This is a genomic window from Amycolatopsis viridis, assembly GCF_011758765.1.
GTDB lineage: Bacteria > Actinomycetota > Actinomycetes > Mycobacteriales > Pseudonocardiaceae > Amycolatopsis_E > Amycolatopsis_E viridis.
Genome location: NZ_JAANOU010000001.1, coordinates 4,561,086 through 4,576,129 on the forward strand (window position 1 = coordinate 4,561,086; position 15,044 = coordinate 4,576,129).

Consider the following 15,044-nt stretch of genomic DNA (forward strand, 5'->3'; position numbering starts at 1 on the left):
GTTCGACCATCGCCACCCGCCCGGCTCCACACGCACCCCGCGATCCCCGGCGCGGCCCGTCCCGATCATCGCGACCCGCCCGGCTCCACACGCACCCCGCGATCCCCGGCGCGGCCCGTCCTGACCATCGCGACCCGCCTGGCTCCGTACGCACCCCGCGATCCGCGGCGGGTCCCGATCAGCAGACCAGCCGGAAGGCCCGCAACCACAGGCCCGGCCGCGGTTCCCAGTCGCGCTCCGGCCGGCGTGTGAACCCGAGGCGCGCGTAGAGCCGGTGCGCGCTGCGCATCGCGTCCAGACTGCACAGCACAACCGCCTCGGCGCCGGTCGTGCGCGCCCGGTCCAGCACCGCCCGCACGAGCGCCTCGCCGACGCCCCGGCCGCGGGCCGCGGGCGCGGTGGCCAGCATGCGGAACTCCAGCTCGCCCTCCCGGGCGATCTCCGAGTAGCGCGAACCCGGCTGCACGATCGTCACCGAACCGAGCAGGCCGTTCGCGTCCGCGGCAACCAGCAGCTCCGCGTGCTCGGCGCGGCGGGCGGCATCGGCCAGCTCGCGGGCGTAGTCGTCGTCCTGGCCGATCAGGCCGTCGGCCACGTACGCCGCCGCGGTCAGCGCGCCCACGGCCGGGTACTCCGCCGGCCACGCCGGTCTGACGGTGAACTCACTCACCGGCTTCCTCCCCCGCCGGAAGCGCCACCTCGGCCGCGGCCTCGGGGCCGCGATCCAGCAGGACCTGGAACCCGTTCTCGTCCAGGACGGGGACCTTGAGCTGGACCGCCTTGTCGTACTTGGACCCCGGCGCGTCACCGACCACGACGAACGCCGTCTTCTTCGACACCGAACCGGCGGCCTTGCCGCCGCGCGACATGATCGCCTCCTTGGCCTCGTCCCGCGAGTACGTCGACAACGAGCCGGTCACCACGATCGACAGGCCCTCCAGCGTGCGCGGCACCGACTCGTCGCGTTCCTCCGCCATGCGCACCCCGGCGCGGCGCCACTTCTCCACCACCTCGCGGTGCCAGTCCACAGCGAACCACTCGCGCAGGGCGTTCGCGATGGTCGGGCCCACCCCGTCCACATCGGCCATCGCGGCCTCATCGGCCTGCTCGATCGCCTCCAGCGAACCGAACTCCCGCGCCAGCGCCTGCGCCGCCGTCGGCCCCACGTGCCGGATCGACAGCGCGACCAGCACGCGCCACAGTGGACGGTCCTTCGCACTGTCCAGGTTGGCCAGCAGCTTGCGCCCGTTCGCCGACAGCTCGCCCGCCTTGGTGCGGAACAGCTCGACCCGTTTCAGCTTCTCCTCGTCCAGGTCGAAGATGTCGCCCTCGTCGACGACCACACCGGACTCCAGCAGGGCAGTCGCCGCCTCGTAGCCGAGCATCTCGATGTCGAACGCGCCGCGTCCGGCCAGGTGGAACAGCCGCTCCCGCAGCTGCGCCGGACAGGACCGGGCGTTGGGGCAGCGGATGTCGACGTCGCCCTCCTTCTGGTGGGCGAGCTTCGTGCCGCACTCCGGGCAGAACGTCGGCATCACGAACTGGCGCTCGTCCCCGGTGCGCACGTCCACCACCGGTCCGAGCACCTCGGGAATCACGTCGCCCGCCTTGCGGATCACCACCCGGTCGCCGATCAGCACGCCCTTGCGCTCCACCTCCTGCGCGTTGTGCAGCGTCGCCATCGCGACGGTCGACCCGGCGACCTTCACCGGCTCCATCACCGCGAACGGTGTGACCCGGCCCGTCCGCCCCACGTTGACCTGGATGTCGAGCAGCCGCGTGGTGGCCTCCTCCGGCGGGTACTTGTAGGCGATCGCCCACCGCGGCGCGCGGGACGTGCTGCCCAGCCGCCGTTGCAGCGACACCTGGTCGACCTTCACCACGATGCCGTCGATCTCGTGCTCGGCGTCGTGCCGGTGCTCACCCCAGTACCGGATGTGCTCCAGCAGCTCCGCGGCCTCGTCGACCACCTTCGTGTGGCCGGACACCGGCAGCCCCCAGGCGGCCAGCGCCTCGTACGCCTGCGACTGGCGCACCGGCTCGAAGCCCTCGCGCTTGCCGAGCCCGTGGCAGATCAGCCGCAGCTTGCGGCTTCGGGTGACCTTCGGGTCCTTCTGCCGCAGCGAACCGGCCGCGGTGTTGCGCGGGTTGGCGAACGGCGGCTTGCCCGCCTCCACCAGCCGCGCGTTCAGCTCGGCGAAGTCCTCGACCCGGAAGAACACCTCGCCGCGCACCTCGACCAGGTCGGGCACCGGGTACTCGGCGGTGCCGGTCAGCGTCTCCGGCACCTGCTCCAGCGTGCGGACGTTGAGCGTGACGTCCTCACCCGTGCGCCCGTCGCCGCGGGTGAGCCCCCGCACCAGCCGCCCCTTCTCGTAGAGCAGGTTGATGGCCAGCCCGTCGATCTTGAGCTCGCACAGGTACTGCGTGGACCCGCCGACCTCGCGCTCCACCCGCTCGACCCACGCCAGCAGCTCGTCCTCGGCGAAGACGTTGTCCAGGCTCATCATCCGCTCGAGGTGGTCGGCCGCGACGAAGTCGGTGGAGAACGTGCCGCCGACGTTCTGCGTGGGCGAGTCCGGTGTGGCCAGCCCCGGGTACTCCGCCTCCAGCCGCTCGAGCTCCTTGAGCAGCTCGTCGAACTCGCCGTCGGTGATGACCGGCGAGTCCAGCACGTAGTACCGGAACTGGTGCCCGCGCACCTCGTCGGCGAGCGCGCCGTGGCGCTCGCGGACCTCGGCGGGAACCTCGGTGACGTCCTGTGCGGCGGGAGTCTCACTCACAGTCGGTCAGCTTAGTCAGCACCCCCGACACTTTCCGGGCGTTCGCGGTCCAGGCCGCGGACCAGGTCACGCAGTTGCCGGAGGGTGAGGGCACCCGCCGGTTCGCTCTCGGCCGTCTCCACGCGGCGCAACCGCCGCGCGGCCAGCCGTTCACCGAGCGTCGCGTCCAGCGGCAGGAACGTCATGGCCTCGCGGGCGGCTGCGTCGAGTTCACCCAGCAGCGGGTGGTGGACCGCGACGTCGACCACCCCTTCGGCCTCGTCGACCTGCGCCGCGACGCGGACATCGGCCAGCGCGAACGAGCGCGAGCCCAGGTTCACGGTCACCCCGGACGGGTCGGGCACCGGCGGCACCGAGTCGTGGAACTCCCAGATCGCGTCCTCCGGCGGGGCCGCCGCCCGCCACGCGTCGGTGAACGGCCGCAGCGCCGGGTCCTCCTGCCCGCTCACCACGAGGGCGTAGATCGCGCGTTGCCCGCGTTCCAGTGACACGTGCAGGTCCGGGTGCAGCTCCGCGACCGCGCCGGCCAGAACCGCCTCGGCCCGCTGCGGTGCGCGGTCGCCGAGCGCGGCGCTGATCTCCGGCAGCATCTCCGACCAGCGGCGCCAGAACCGCTCGGCCGCGGCTGCCGGATCGTCCGGGACCGCCTGTTCGGGCCACGCCGTGCGCGGATCGGGCAGGGCGTCCTCCCGGTTGGAGCGTCGGAACCACCGCATGGCCGGACTCCTACCAGCCCTCCGGTGGCTCCACGAACGCCTTGCCCAGATCCGTGGTCAGCTTCAACGCGCGGCGCACCCAGGCGGTTGTGGCACCGGCGAATCCGCAGGTGGGTGTCGGCACCACGCGGTCGGCCAGGGTCGACCGGCCGAACCCGAGCCGGTCCGCCAGCGCCAGAGCGGGCTGCGCGAGCTCGCGCAGAGCCGGCCGGCGCTCCGGTTCCAGCGCCGGCACCAGCCCCAGGAAGAGCACGGTGCCGCTGTCCCACGCCTCCCCCAGCTCGTCCAGCAGCGTCGACGGCGCCCCGGCCAGCAGGGTCGCGTCGATCGCGAGTGCGCCCGCGCCCGCCGCGTGCAGCAGGCCGACCGGCGGCCGCGCGGCGCAGCAGTGCACGACGACCGGCTGGCCGGTGAGCTCGCCCGCGCGCTCGACGACGCGGCTCAGCAGTTCACGTGCCTCCGGCTCGGGCACGGCAGGCACCGTGCCGTAACCCGAGGGGGTGGGCAGGCTCCCGGCGAGCACGGCGGGGAGCATCGGCTCGTCGAACTGGACGACCACTTCGGCCCCGGTGCGGGCCGTGAGCTCCGCGACGTGCGCGGCCAGGCCCTCCAGCGCCGATTCGGTGAACTCGCGCACGGCGCCGCGGTCGGTGAGCACGCGGTGGCCGCGGGGCAGCTCGATCCCGGCGGCCAGCGTCCACGGCCCGGCCAGCTGCGTCTTGATCACCGGGGCGCCGCCCGCCTCGGTGACCGCGTCGAGGTCCCAGCGCAGCAGGTCCACGGCGCGCCGGTGGTCGCGCCCGGGCCGCGCGGCGACCCGGTACCCGCTCGGCACGACCTCGATCGCCAGGTCGACCAGCATCGCGGCGGTCCGTCCGATCAGGTCCGCGCCGGCCCCGCGGGCCGGGAGCTCCGGCAGGTGCGGGAAGGCGGGCAGTTCGCCGAAGACGACCGCGGCCGCCTCGGCCGGGTCGGTACCGGGCATCGATCCCACCGCGGTGGCCGCGCCGGGGGGCCAGACGTGTTCGCTCACGCCCCTGATTCTGCAAGGCCGCGCACCCGCGCGCGCCGCAGCCCCGCGGGCGCGGCGGGAAATGGCACCGGCCCGATTAGCCGGAAAGGCGCCGGCGCCACGAATCCGGTTAACCAGGACATTTCCGCGTAATTCACCGGCCGCCTCCCGTTCGGGATTTTCCCTGGCTAACCTTGGTGTGCATGACGAGCGGTTCGCGGCACGCGGGCGGTGGAACGCTGTTCACCGAGCCCTACCTGCTGGTCGGCCGGCCGGCGGGGGCAGACGGCGGCTTCGGGGTCCGGGACCGGTACGGGCGGCCGCTGGGCACCGTCGTGGCCACCGGAGCCGGCCCGCTGCGTAAACTGCTGCGGGCCCTGACGAATTCCGCCCGGTTCCGCCCGCGTTGTTTCGAAGTGCGTGACTCGGGCGGAAGTGTCGTGCTCAAAGTGCGCTCGCACGACTCGCGATTCCTGGTGACGCGCGCGGACGGCACCCCGATCGGTGACATCACCCGGCGCGGGCGGGACTGGTTCGCCCTGTCCGCGCAGGGCCGCAGCGTCGGCACCCTGGAGAGCCCCGGCGGGCCGGACTTCGCCATCACCGGCGCGGACGGTACCGAGGTGGCGCGGACGTCGAAGGGCCGTCGGCCCGGGGAGCTCGACGGATCCGTCCCGGGCGCCGGTGAGCACGTCGTGGAGGTGCTGGCACAGCTCACCGACCCGATGGCGAGCCTGGTGATCGCCGCCGCGCTGACCCTGGACCCGGTGTTGCGCCACGGGTGACGCGGGTCTCAACGCCACGAGGTGGACATCCCGCCCGGGAAGTTCCAAAGTGAAATATCCCGGGTTGGAAAGGACGATGAGGTCTCGTGGAACCGATCCCCGAAGGCAGCGCCGAGTGGAGCGAGCCGGGCCTGTACGCCGTGGCGCCGGGCGTGCACCGGATTCCGTTGCCGCTGCCGAACGACGGGTTGCGGGCCGTCAACGTCTACGCCCTGACCGAGGGCTCCGACCTGGTGCTCATCGACTCCGGCTGGGCACTGGCCGAGGCCCGCGAGCAACTGGCCGCCGCGCTCAAGGGCCTGGGCGCCGAGCTCGGTGACGTGAGCCAGTTCCTGGTCACCCACGTGCACCGCGACCACTACACGCAGGCCGTGGCGCTGCGGCGCGAGTTCGGCGGGCGCATCGCGCTGGGCGAGCTGGAGGAACCGTCGCTGCGCCTGAGCGCCGACCCGGACGTCCTGCCGCTGATCGGCCAGATCCGCGCGCTGCGGGCGAGCGGCGCGGGTCCAGTGGCCGACGAGCTGGTCCGGGTGTTCGAGATCCACGGCCGCAACACCGAGGCCGGCACCTGGGAGCTGCCCGACGAGTGGCTCACGGCCGGGCGGCGCACCGTCCTGCCCGGCCGCGCCCTCGACGTGGTGCCCACCCCCGGGCACACGGCCGGCCACGTGGTGTTCGACGACGGCGCCGCCGGGCTGATGTTCACCGGTGACCACGTGCTGCCGCACATCACGCCGTCGATCGGGTTCCAGCCCGTGGTGGCGGAGATGCCGCTGCGGGACTTCCTCGATTCGCTGCGGCTCGTGCGCGGCATGCCGGACCGCCGGATGCTGCCGGCGCACGGCCCGGTGACCGACAGCGTGCACGCCCGGGTCGACGAGCTGCTGGACCACCACGCCCAGCGGCTGGACGTCATCGCGACGACCATTGTGGACGGTGCGGGCACCGCGTACGAGGCCGCGTTGCGGATGGGCTGGACGCGGCGGCAGCGCAAGCTGGGCGAGCTGGACATCTTCAACCAGATGCTCGCGGTACTGGAGACCGCCGCGCACCTCGACCTGCTGGTGCACCAGGGCAAGCTCGGGCTCGCCGTCCAGGACGGGGTGCGCCACTACTCCGTAGCGTAGGGTGGGGGGTACGGGCAGGCCCGATTGCGGTTCACGCCGGTTGCCGCCCGTCTGCCGAGGAGTCGCATGACCCAGCACCACCCCGCGCCGCGTGCGCAGACCGCCCTGTTCAGCCACCCCGACACGCCGGAACCGGTGACCGCGCCCGGCGAGACTGCCGACGCGCGGGAGGTCCGTTTCCAGCCTCCCGCGCAGCGGACCGGAACGCCTAGGCGAACCGGTCGCGCAGCTCGCGCTTGAGGATCTTGCCGGACGCGTTGCGCGGCAGGTCCGGGACGAACCGGACCGCCTTCGGCACCTTGAAGGCGGACAGCCTGCCGCGCACGTGGGCGATCAGCTCGTCCGGCGTGACGTCCTCTTTGGACACGACGACCGCGGTGATGGCCTCGATCCACTTCTCGTCCGGCACCCCGATCACCGCGGCCTCGGCCACCGCCGGGTGGGTGTAGAGCGCGTCCTCCACCTCCCGGGACGCCACGAGCACGCCGCCGGTGTTGATCACGTCCTTGATGCGGTCGACGACGTAGATGTAGCCCTCCTCGTCGATCCGCACCAGATCCCCGGAGTGGAACCAGCCGTCCCGGAACGCCTCGGCGGTCTCCTCCGGCTTGTCCCAGTAGCCCTCGCACAGCTGCGGGCTGCGGTAGACGCACTCCCCGGACTCGCCGGGCGCGACGTCGTTGCCGTCGGCGTCCACCACACGCAGCTCAACGAACAGCGCGGGCCGGCCGGCCGAGTCGGGGCGTTCCGCGTGGTCCTCCGGCCGCAGGATCGTGGCCAGCGGGCCGATTTCCGACTGCCCGAAGCAGTTGTAGAACCCGAGGCCGGGCATGGCCTGGCGGAGGCGGTCCAGCACCGGGCCGGGCATGATCGAGGCGCCGTAGTACGCCTTGCGCAGGGCGCTGAGGTCCCGCGCCCCGAAGTCCGGGTGGTTGGCCAGCGCAACCCACAGCGTGGGCGCGGCGAAGAACGCGCCGTGCCGGTCCTCGGCCAGGCGGCGCAGGATGTCGGCCGGGTCCGGGGTCTCGACGAGGGTGTTCGTCGCGCCGACGGCTAGCCACGGCACGAGGAACACGTGCATCTGCGCGGAGTGGTACAGCGGCATGACGTGCAGCGGCGCGTCGTCGGCGGTGAGGTCGAGGCCGGCGATGCACGACAGGTACTCGTGGACCAGTGCCCGGTGCGTCATCATCGCGCCCTTCGGCCGCGAGGTCGTGCCCGAGGTGTAGAGCAGCTGGACCAGGTCGCCGTCGCCGACCTCGACGTCCAGCTCGGGCACCTCGCCGGACAGCGCGACGAGCGAGCCGTCGGCGTCGCGCAGCGGCACGATCCGGTCGACGGGCGGCAGGTTCCCGGCCAGTGCCGGATCCGCGAGCGCCACCCGGCTGCCGGACTGCTCGACCAGGTAGGCGAGTTCGCCGCCGGTGAGGTTGTAGTTGACCGGGACGTGCACCAGCCCGGCGCGGGCGCAGGCGAGGAAGCCGATCAGGTAGGCGTCGGAGTTCTTGCCGTAGGCGGCGACCCGGTCGCCCTTGACGAGCCCGAGGCCGAGCAGGTGCGCCGCGGCGCGGGTCACGGCCGCGTCGAGTTCGGCGTAGGTCCACTGCCGGCCGGCGAACCGCAGGGCGATGCGGGCGGGCCAGCGGGCCGCGCTGCGGCGGAGGATGTCTGCGACGGTGCTGGAGCGGAGCGTGGTCAAGGGGAACTCCTCCTTCGGCGCCGGTGCCATACTCGACTGTCGTGAGTGAGATCCACATTAGACGTGCCCGGCGCTCCGATGTCGAGGTGATCGTCGCGATGCTCGCCGACGACCACCTCGGGGCGGGACGGGAGACGCCCGGCGACCCGGCCTACCTGCGGGCGTTCGACGCGATCGACGCCGACCCGAACCAGCTGCTGGTGGTGGCCGAGCAGGACGGGGATGTGGTGGGCACGCTGCAGCTCACGATCATCCCGGGCCTGTCCCGCCGCGGCGCCACGCGGGCACTGGTCGAGGCGGTGCGGGTGCGCTCGGTCCGGCGGGGCGGCGGGCTGGGGGCCACGCTGCTGACGTGGGCCGTCGACGAGGCCCGGCGCCGCGGCTGCGCGCTGGTGCAGCTCACCTCGGACGCCGCACGCGTGGACGCGCACCGCTTCTATGAACGGCTCGGCTTCCAGGCCAGCCACGTGGGCTTCAAGATGATGCTCTAGCGATCCGGTACGGGAGAGGTACTGCCCGGCATCGATCACGGGTCAGCGATTTGTCAGGTAGTTCGTCTACCGTGCGCCGGATGAAGATGATCCAACGGGTGGCCGTCATCGGCGCGGGCGTGGCCCTCACGGCCGCAGCCACGCTGTCCACCGCCGCCGCGAGCAGCTACGTGGAGGTCCGGCACGGCGATGACCACGCTTATGTCATAGGGAACCATCCGAACACTTTGATCATTTTCGACTCCGAGCGCGACGGACATTCGGTAACCGGATACGCGCAGTACTGGCATCCCGTCCTCAAGGAGTGGCGGACCGCGTCCGCCACGACCGGTCGCGGCAAGAATCCCGTCGAGGCCGACGGGGGCTACCGGATCAGCAAGATCAAGATTTGCGAGAACTCCAGCCCACGCGATTGCAGCGCCTGGAAATCGGTCTGATCGCGGACGCGGAGTCGTTCCCCGGTAGCCGGGTGAGCGCCTCCGCGTCGTACACCTGCCAGGGCGGCTCAGGCCGAAGGCTCCCAGTTCCGCACCAGGTCCGGCACCCACGACGGTGCTCGCCGGCACCGGCCAGGGCATGGGCCAGTTCGGCGGCCTCACGTCGATCAACGCGGCCGTGCCGGCGAACCGGCTGGCGGAGGCGACCGCCGCGCAGAACGTCGGCGGCTACCCGCCGGCCGCGATCCTCCCGCTGGCCGCGGGATTCCCCAGCGATGCCATCGTCTGGCCGCCGCGACCACGGCGTTCGGGATCGTCGTGATGGCCGCCGCGGTGGCGGGCGGTCCCGTCGCGGCGCGACGGGACCGCCCGCACGGTCAGCCCGCCGCCTCCACCGGGCTGCCGAACTGCGCGGAGTACAGCCCGTAGTAGGCGCCGCCCGCGGCCAGCAGCTCCTCGTGCGTGCCCTGTTCCACGATCCGCCCCGACTCCATGACCAGGATGAGGTCGGCGTCGCGGATCGTGGACAGGCGGTGTGCGATGACGAAGCTCGTCCGGTCCGTCCGCAGCGCCGCCATGGCCTGCTGCAGCAGCGCCTCAGTGCGGGTGTCGACCGAGCTGGTGGCCTCGTCCAGGATCAGCAGCGACGGGTCGGCCAGGAACGCGCGGGCGATGGTGACCAGTTGTTTCTCGCCCGCGCTGAGGTTGGTGCCCTCGTCGTCGATGACCGTGTCGTAGCCGCCGGGCAGGCTGCGCACGAACCGGTCGACGAAGGTGGCCCTGGCGGCCGCCTCGATCTCCTCGCCGGTCGCGCCCGGGTTGCCGTAGGCGATGTTGTCCCGGATCGTGCCGTGGAACAGCCAGGTGTCCTGCAGCACCATGCCGGTCTGGCCGCGCAGCTCGTCCCGGGACATCTCGGTGATGTCGACGCCGTCCAGCGTGATCCGGCCCGCGTCCAGCTCGTAGAACCGCATGATGAGGTTCACCAGCGTGGTCTTGCCGGCCCCGGTCGGGCCCACGATCGCCACCGTCTGGCCCGGCTCGGCCACCAGCGACAGGTCTTCGATCAGCGGCCGCTCGCGGTCGTAGGAGAAGTCCACGTGCTCGAACTCGACGCGGCCGCAGCGCCGCTGGGGCACCGTGGGCGAGGCGGTGTCGGGCTCCTGCTCCGGCGCGTCGAGCAGCTCGAACACGCGCTCCGCGGAGGCGACGCCGGACTGCAACAGGTTCGCCATCGACGCGGCCTGCGTCAGCGGCTGGGTGAACTGGCGCGAGTACTGCAGGAACGCCTGCACGTCGCCGAGGGTCATCGTGCCCGTCGCCACGCGCAGCCCGCCGACGACCGCCAGCACGACGTAGCTGAGGTTGGACAGGAACATCATCGCCGGCATGATGATCCCGGAGACGAACTGCGCGCCCATCCCGGCCTGGTAGAGGTTTCCGTTGCGGCGTCCGAACTCGGCCTCGACCTCGCGACGGCGGCCGAACACGGTGACCAGTTCGTGGCCGGTGAACGCCTCCTCGATGTGCGCGTTGAGCGAGCCGGTGTGCTTCCACTGCGCCACGAACAGCTTCTGCGAGCGCTTCCCGATCGCCCGCGTCAGCAGGATCGACACCGGTACCACCAGCAACGCGATCACCGCGAGCAGCGGCGAGACGACGAACATCATCACCAGCACGCCGACCAGCATCAGCAGCGAGCTGAGCAGCTGGCTCAGGGTCTGTTGCAGCGTCTGGGAGATGTTGTCGATGTCGTTGGTGACGCGGGACAGCAGTTCACCGCGCGGCTGCCCGTCGAAGTACCGCAACGGCAGCCGGTGCAGCTTCGCCTCGACGTCCTCGCGCAGCCGGAACACCACCCGCTGCACGGCCCCGTTGAGCAGGTACCCCTGCAACCAGCCGAACACCGACGCGGCGACGTACAACGCCAGCACCCACGCCAGCACGGTGCCCAGCGCGCCGAAGTCGATGCCCTGCCCGGGCACCAGGTCCATGCGGGCGAGCATGTCGGCGAGGTTGTCGTTGCCCGCCGCCCTGGCCGCGGCGACCGCCTGCTCGGTGGTCGTGCCCGCGGGCAGGCGGCTGGAGATGAAGCCGCCGAAGATGATGTCGGTGGCGTGGCCGAGGATCTTCGGTCCCACGACGGACAACGCGACGCTGATCACGCCGAGGGCGACGACGGACGAGATCGTCAGGCGTTCGGGGCGCAGCCGCCCCAGCAACCGCCGCGCCCCGTCGGCGAAGCTCTTCGGCTTCTGGCCGGGCGCACCGGCCGCGGCTCCGGGAAAACCTGGTCTGGTCACGCCGCTTCCTCCGCGGTGAGCTGGGACTCCACGATCTCGAGGTAGGTGGGGCAGTCACGCAGCAGCTCGTCGTGCGTGCCGAGGCCGACGATTTCGCCGTTCTCCAGCACGACGATCTGGTCGGCGTTGACGATGGTGGACACCCGCTGCGCCACCACGAGCACCGCGGCGTTCGCGGTGTGCGGTGCGAGCGCGGCCCGCAACCGCGCGTCGGTCGCCAGGTCGAGGGCCGAGAACGAGTCGTCGAACAGGTAGACCTCCGGTTTGCGGACCAGTGCCCGCGCGATCGCGAGCCGCTGCCGCTGTCCACCGGAGACGTTCGTGCCGCCCTGGGCGATCGGGGCGTCCAGCCCGCCGGGCATCTCCGACACGAACTCCCGGGCCTGCGCGATCTCCAGCGCCTCCCACAGTTCCTCGTCGGTGGCGTCCGGGTTGCCGTACCGCAGGTTGCTCGCCACCGAGCCGGTGAACAGGTACGGCCGCTGCGGCACCAGCCCGATGCGGCCCCACAGCAGGTCGGGGTCGAGTTCGCGGACGTCCACGCCGTCGACGAGCACCCGTCCGGCCGTCGCGTCCACGAGCCGGGGCACCAGCGACAGCAGCGTGGTCTTGCCGGCGCCGGTGCTGCCGATGATGGCGGTGGTCCGGCCGGCCGCCGCGCGGAAGCTGATGTCCCGCAGCACCGGCGCGTCCGCACCCGGGTAGCGGAACTCCACCCCCTGGAACTCGACCGCACCGTGCTCGGGCACCTCGCGGACCGGCCGCAGCGGCGGGCGCACCGACGGTTCGGTGTCCAGCACCTCGGCGATCCGCTCGGCGCACACGGCCGCGCGCGGGATCATCGTCGCGATCATGGTCGCCATCGTGACCGACATCAGGATCTGGATCAGGTAGGTCAGGAACGCCGTCAGCGCGCCGATCTGCATCGCCCCGCTCGCCACGCGGTGCGCGCCGAACCACAGCACCGCGACGCTGGAGGCGTTGAGCACCAGCATGACCGTGGGGAAGATCAGCGCCTGCAGGCGGCCCACGCGCAGCGCGGTGACCGTGAGCGCGTCGTTGGCGCCGGCGAAGCGCCGCGCCTCGTCGCGTTCGCGGACGAACGCCCGCACCACGCGGATCCCGGACAGCTGCTCCCGCAGCACCTGGTTGACCCGGTCGATGCGGGTCTGCATGAGCCGGAACTGCGGCACCATGCGCGACACGATCAGCAGGATCGCGGCGAGCAGCACCGGGATCGCGACCAGCAGCAGCCAGGACAGCCCGACGTCCTGCTGGAGCGCCAGCACGATGCCACCGATGCACATGATCGGGGCCATGATCAGGATGGTGCAGCCCATCACCACGATCATCTGCACCTGCTGCACGTCGTTGGTGGTGCGCGTGATCAGCGACGGCGCGCCGAACTGCGCGACCTCGCGCGCGGAGAAGCCGCCCACGCGGTGGAAGACCGCGGCGCGCACGTCCCGCCCGAACCCGGCCGCGCTGCGGGCGCCGAAGTAGACCGCGCCGATGGAGCAGGCGATCTGCAGCAGCGTCACGGCGAGCATCCAGCCACCGGTGGAGAAGATGTAGCCGGTGTTCCCGGTCGCCACCCCCTTGTCGATGATGTCGGCGTTGAGGCTCGGCAGGTACAGCGACGCGATGGTGCCGACGAGCTGGAGCACCACCACGCCCGCCAGCGCGCGCCAGTACGGACGCAGGAAGGTCCGCAACACGCGGTTGAGCACGATCCCCCCTTGAGAAACGGTCGGTATCTCCTGTGTAGACTACCCCCATAAGAAACGCAACGTATTTTGGAGGGCGGGTGCCGGAGCCGAAGTCGAGGCGTCACGGGGCGGAGCTGGAGTCGGCGATTCTGGACGCGACCTGGGCCGAACTCGTCGAAACCGGCTACGCGAAGCTCACCATCGAGGGCGTGGCAGCCCGCGCCGGCACCAGCAAACCGGTCATCTACCGGAGGTGGCCCGGCCGGGCCGAACTCGTCCTCGCCGCCTGGCAGCGACGCGTGCCGAACGAGGGCGACCTGCCCGACACCGGCGAACTCCGGTCCGACCTGCTCGCGCTGATGCACCGGCTGGTGCACCGGTTCGACGACACCCCGCGCGACATCCTCGTCGGACTGATGACCGAGACCTTCCGCGATCCGGAGGTGTACGGCCTGCTGCTCAGGCAGATCGCCGCCTCCCGGCAGCGCCCCACCCTCGAGATCCTGGTCCGCCGGGCGGTCGAGCGGGGCGAGATCCCGCCGGTGGAGCTCACGCCCCGGGTCGCGGAGGTTCCCCTCGACCTGCTCCGCGCGGAATCGATCTTCCACCACCACGACGTCGGCGAGCAGGTGATCACCGAGATCATCGACGAGGTCTTCCTGCCGTTGTTGCGCGGATTGGCGCGCGGATAGTCCGGCGGGAGGAATGTCCGGCCCGCCGCCGGGGTATGCGGGCACAGACGGCGACCAAAACGAGAAGTGGCGGAGGCGGTGTCGGGGTCATGAACACCGCTGGGGAGGTCTCGATCCGGCCACGGCAGGCCGGCGGCTGCACCATCGCCGGCCTGACCGGGCGGCTCGACGGCCGGAGCTACGGTGAGCTGCGGGACGGCCTCATCCGGCTGACCCTGGACCAGCCGCGGGCCCTGATCGCCGAGGTCGACGGTCTGGAAATCACCAGCGAGCCCGCGCTGACCGTGTTCTCGGCGGTCCGCACCCGCACGAACTCCTGGCCCGGTGTGCCGGTCCTGCTCGTCGCCCGCGATCGCGAGCGGCGCGCCATGATCACCGCGAGCGCGGTCCACCGTTTCGTTCCTCTGCACTCGTGTGTCGAAGCGGCGGTCGGCGCGGTCGCGGAACCACCGTCGCGGCGGCGGCGGAGCACCGGGTTCCCGCCGGTCGCCGCCAGTTCACACGCCGCCCGCCGGTTCACGCGGGAGACCTGCCGCGGGTGGAACATCGGGCACCGGCAGGAGGACGCGCTCGGCGTCGCCACCGAGCTGGTCGAGAACGCGGTCACCCACGCCGGCAGCCCGCTGGAGCTCCGGCTGGAGCTCCGCGACGGTCGCCTGACCATCGCCGTCCGCGACGAGGATCCGCGGCCCGCGGTGCTGCGCCAGCAGCCGGGCGGCGCGCTGTCCGGTTACGGCCTGCAGGTGATCGCCGCGCTGTCCGACACCTGGGGCTGCGCACCGGCGCCCGGCGGGAAGATCGTCTGGGCGGTGCTGCGGGTCGGCCCGCGCCACCTCGCGCCGTTCCGGGTGCGCTAGCCGGATCAGGCGCCGAGCGCGTCGGCCAGCTCCTCGAACCGGGAGACCACCGCCGTCACGCCGGTGAGGTCGAGCACCCGGCACACCTGGGTGCCCCGCGGCGCGACCAGGCACAACTGACATCCCCGCGCGCACACGTCGAGCACCACCTGCACGCCGGCCGCGCTGAGGAACCCGACCCGGCTCAGGTCGAGCACGACCGGACCGGGCTGCCCGGCGAGCGTCTCGGCCAGCCGGGGCGCGGTGCACAGGTCGATCTCGCCGGCCGCGTGCACCACCGATACCTCCGGGCGGTGCTCGACGGCGAGCTCCAGCAGCCGCTCGGTGATCGGCGTGCACGGCTCGTCGGACACCAGGTTCGCCCCCTCGGCACGTGGTCGTGTCACCGGCCGGAACCGGACCACGATGCTAACGTCATCCGCTCCCGCGTGCA

At 72.1% G+C, this 15,044-nt stretch carries 15 protein-coding genes; 7 read left to right on the forward strand and 8 right to left on the reverse strand.

Features of this window, described 5'->3' with window-relative positions:
* Positions 1 to 178 precede the first annotated feature (178 nt).
* The 4 genes from FHX46_RS22530 to FHX46_RS22545 are packed head-to-tail and all read right to left on the reverse strand — an operon-like array spanning position 179 to position 4,532.
* Positions 179 to 670, reverse strand: coding sequence for a GNAT family N-acetyltransferase (locus FHX46_RS22530; RefSeq protein WP_167118568.1), 492 nt, complete (start codon positions 668 to 670; stop codon positions 179 to 181).
* Positions 663 to 2,783, reverse strand: a complete 2,121-nt coding sequence (ligA, locus tag FHX46_RS22535; protein WP_167118571.1) for an NAD-dependent DNA ligase LigA — start codon at positions 2,781 to 2,783, stop codon at positions 663 to 665. The genes FHX46_RS22530 and ligA overlap by 8 nt, the downstream gene beginning before the upstream one ends.
* Positions 2,784 to 2,794: 11 nt before the next feature.
* Complete coding sequence (locus FHX46_RS22540; protein ID WP_167118574.1) at positions 2,795 to 3,499, reverse strand: hypothetical protein; 705 nt, start codon at positions 3,497 to 3,499, stop codon at positions 2,795 to 2,797.
* 10 nt (positions 3,500 to 3,509) lie between these two features.
* The gene (locus tag FHX46_RS22545) at positions 3,510 to 4,532 is read right to left on the reverse strand and encodes a methionine synthase (RefSeq protein ID WP_167118578.1); all 1,023 of its coding nucleotides are present in this window, start codon (positions 4,530 to 4,532) and stop codon (positions 3,510 to 3,512) included.
* A gap of 182 nt (positions 4,533 to 4,714) precedes the next feature.
* On the opposite strand from FHX46_RS22545, the gene FHX46_RS22550 reads away from it, so the two are divergent.
* Both FHX46_RS22550 and FHX46_RS22555 read left to right on the forward strand, forming a co-directional pair.
* Positions 4,715 to 5,296, forward strand: coding sequence for a hypothetical protein (locus tag FHX46_RS22550; RefSeq protein WP_167118581.1), 582 nt, complete (start codon positions 4,715 to 4,717; stop codon positions 5,294 to 5,296).
* Between the two features lie 86 nt (positions 5,297 to 5,382).
* On the forward strand, positions 5,383 to 6,423 hold the full coding sequence (locus FHX46_RS22555; protein ID WP_167118584.1) for an MBL fold metallo-hydrolase: 1,041 nt from the start codon (positions 5,383 to 5,385) through the stop codon (positions 6,421 to 6,423).
* Positions 6,424 to 6,631: 208 nt separating this feature from the next.
* Here the strand turns inward: FHX46_RS22555 and FHX46_RS22560 are convergent, their stop codons facing one another.
* Positions 6,632 to 8,122 (reverse strand): acyl-CoA synthetase, encoded by a 1,491-nt coding sequence (locus FHX46_RS22560; RefSeq protein WP_167118587.1) that lies wholly within the window; start codon positions 8,120 to 8,122, stop codon positions 6,632 to 6,634.
* A 50-nt stretch (positions 8,123 to 8,172) separates the two neighbouring features.
* Here FHX46_RS22560 and FHX46_RS22565 point away from each other — a divergent pair, with 50 nt between their 5' ends.
* From FHX46_RS22565 to FHX46_RS22575, 3 genes are all read left to right on the forward strand, one after another.
* Complete coding sequence (locus FHX46_RS22565; RefSeq protein ID WP_313886291.1) at positions 8,173 to 8,613, forward strand: GNAT family N-acetyltransferase; 441 nt, start codon at positions 8,173 to 8,175, stop codon at positions 8,611 to 8,613.
* Positions 8,614 to 8,693: 80 nt separating this feature from the next.
* Entirely contained in the window at positions 8,694 to 9,050 is a 357-nt protein-coding gene (locus tag FHX46_RS22570) for a hypothetical protein (RefSeq protein ID WP_167118593.1), read from the forward strand.
* A gap of 115 nt (positions 9,051 to 9,165) precedes the next feature.
* The gene (locus FHX46_RS22575; RefSeq protein ID WP_208400245.1) at positions 9,166 to 9,372 is read left to right on the forward strand and encodes a hypothetical protein; all 207 of its coding nucleotides are present in this window, start codon (positions 9,166 to 9,168) and stop codon (positions 9,370 to 9,372) included.
* Positions 9,373 to 9,427: 55 nt separating this feature from the next.
* Here the strand turns inward: FHX46_RS22575 and FHX46_RS22580 are convergent, their stop codons facing one another.
* Both FHX46_RS22580 and FHX46_RS22585 read right to left on the reverse strand, forming a co-directional pair.
* Positions 9,428 to 11,353, reverse strand: a complete 1,926-nt coding sequence (locus FHX46_RS22580; RefSeq protein WP_167118596.1) for an ABC transporter ATP-binding protein — start codon at positions 11,351 to 11,353, stop codon at positions 9,428 to 9,430.
* Positions 11,350 to 13,083, reverse strand: a complete 1,734-nt coding sequence (locus FHX46_RS22585) for an ABC transporter ATP-binding protein (protein ID WP_167118599.1) — start codon at positions 13,081 to 13,083, stop codon at positions 11,350 to 11,352. Before FHX46_RS22585 ends, FHX46_RS22580 begins: the two co-directional genes overlap by 4 nt.
* A gap of 77 nt (positions 13,084 to 13,160) precedes the next feature.
* On the opposite strand from FHX46_RS22585, the gene FHX46_RS22590 reads away from it, so the two are divergent.
* Together FHX46_RS22590 and FHX46_RS22595 are read left to right on the forward strand one after the other, a co-directional pair.
* Positions 13,161 to 13,754, forward strand: coding sequence for a TetR/AcrR family transcriptional regulator (locus tag FHX46_RS22590; RefSeq protein WP_167118602.1), 594 nt, complete (start codon positions 13,161 to 13,163; stop codon positions 13,752 to 13,754).
* Positions 13,755 to 13,843: 89 nt separating this feature from the next.
* On the forward strand, positions 13,844 to 14,611 hold the full coding sequence (locus FHX46_RS22595; protein WP_167118605.1) for an ATP-binding protein: 768 nt from the start codon (positions 13,844 to 13,846) through the stop codon (positions 14,609 to 14,611).
* 5 nt (positions 14,612 to 14,616) lie between these two features.
* On the opposite strand, the gene FHX46_RS22600 is transcribed toward FHX46_RS22595, so the two are convergent.
* Positions 14,617 to 14,997: an STAS domain-containing protein gene (locus tag FHX46_RS22600; protein WP_313886221.1), complete on the reverse strand. Its 381-nt coding sequence runs from the start codon at positions 14,995 to 14,997 to the stop codon at positions 14,617 to 14,619.
* Positions 14,998 to 15,044 lie beyond the last annotated feature (47 nt).

Bases quoted from the DNA above. Each gene is read 5' to 3' on its own strand.
- FHX46_RS22540 (WP_167118574.1), bottom strand. From the start codon at position 3,499: ATGCGGTGGTTCCGACGCTCCAACCGGGAGGACGCCCTGCCCGATCCG.
- FHX46_RS22550 (WP_167118581.1), top strand. From the start codon at position 4,715: ATGACGAGCGGTTCGCGGCACGCGGGCGGTGGAACGCTGTTCACCGAG.
- FHX46_RS22570 (WP_167118593.1), top strand. From the start codon at position 8,694: ATGAAGATGATCCAACGGGTGGCCGTCATCGGCGCGGGCGTGGCCCTC.
- FHX46_RS22595 (WP_167118605.1), top strand. From the start codon at position 13,844: ATGAACACCGCTGGGGAGGTCTCGATCCGGCCACGGCAGGCCGGCGGC.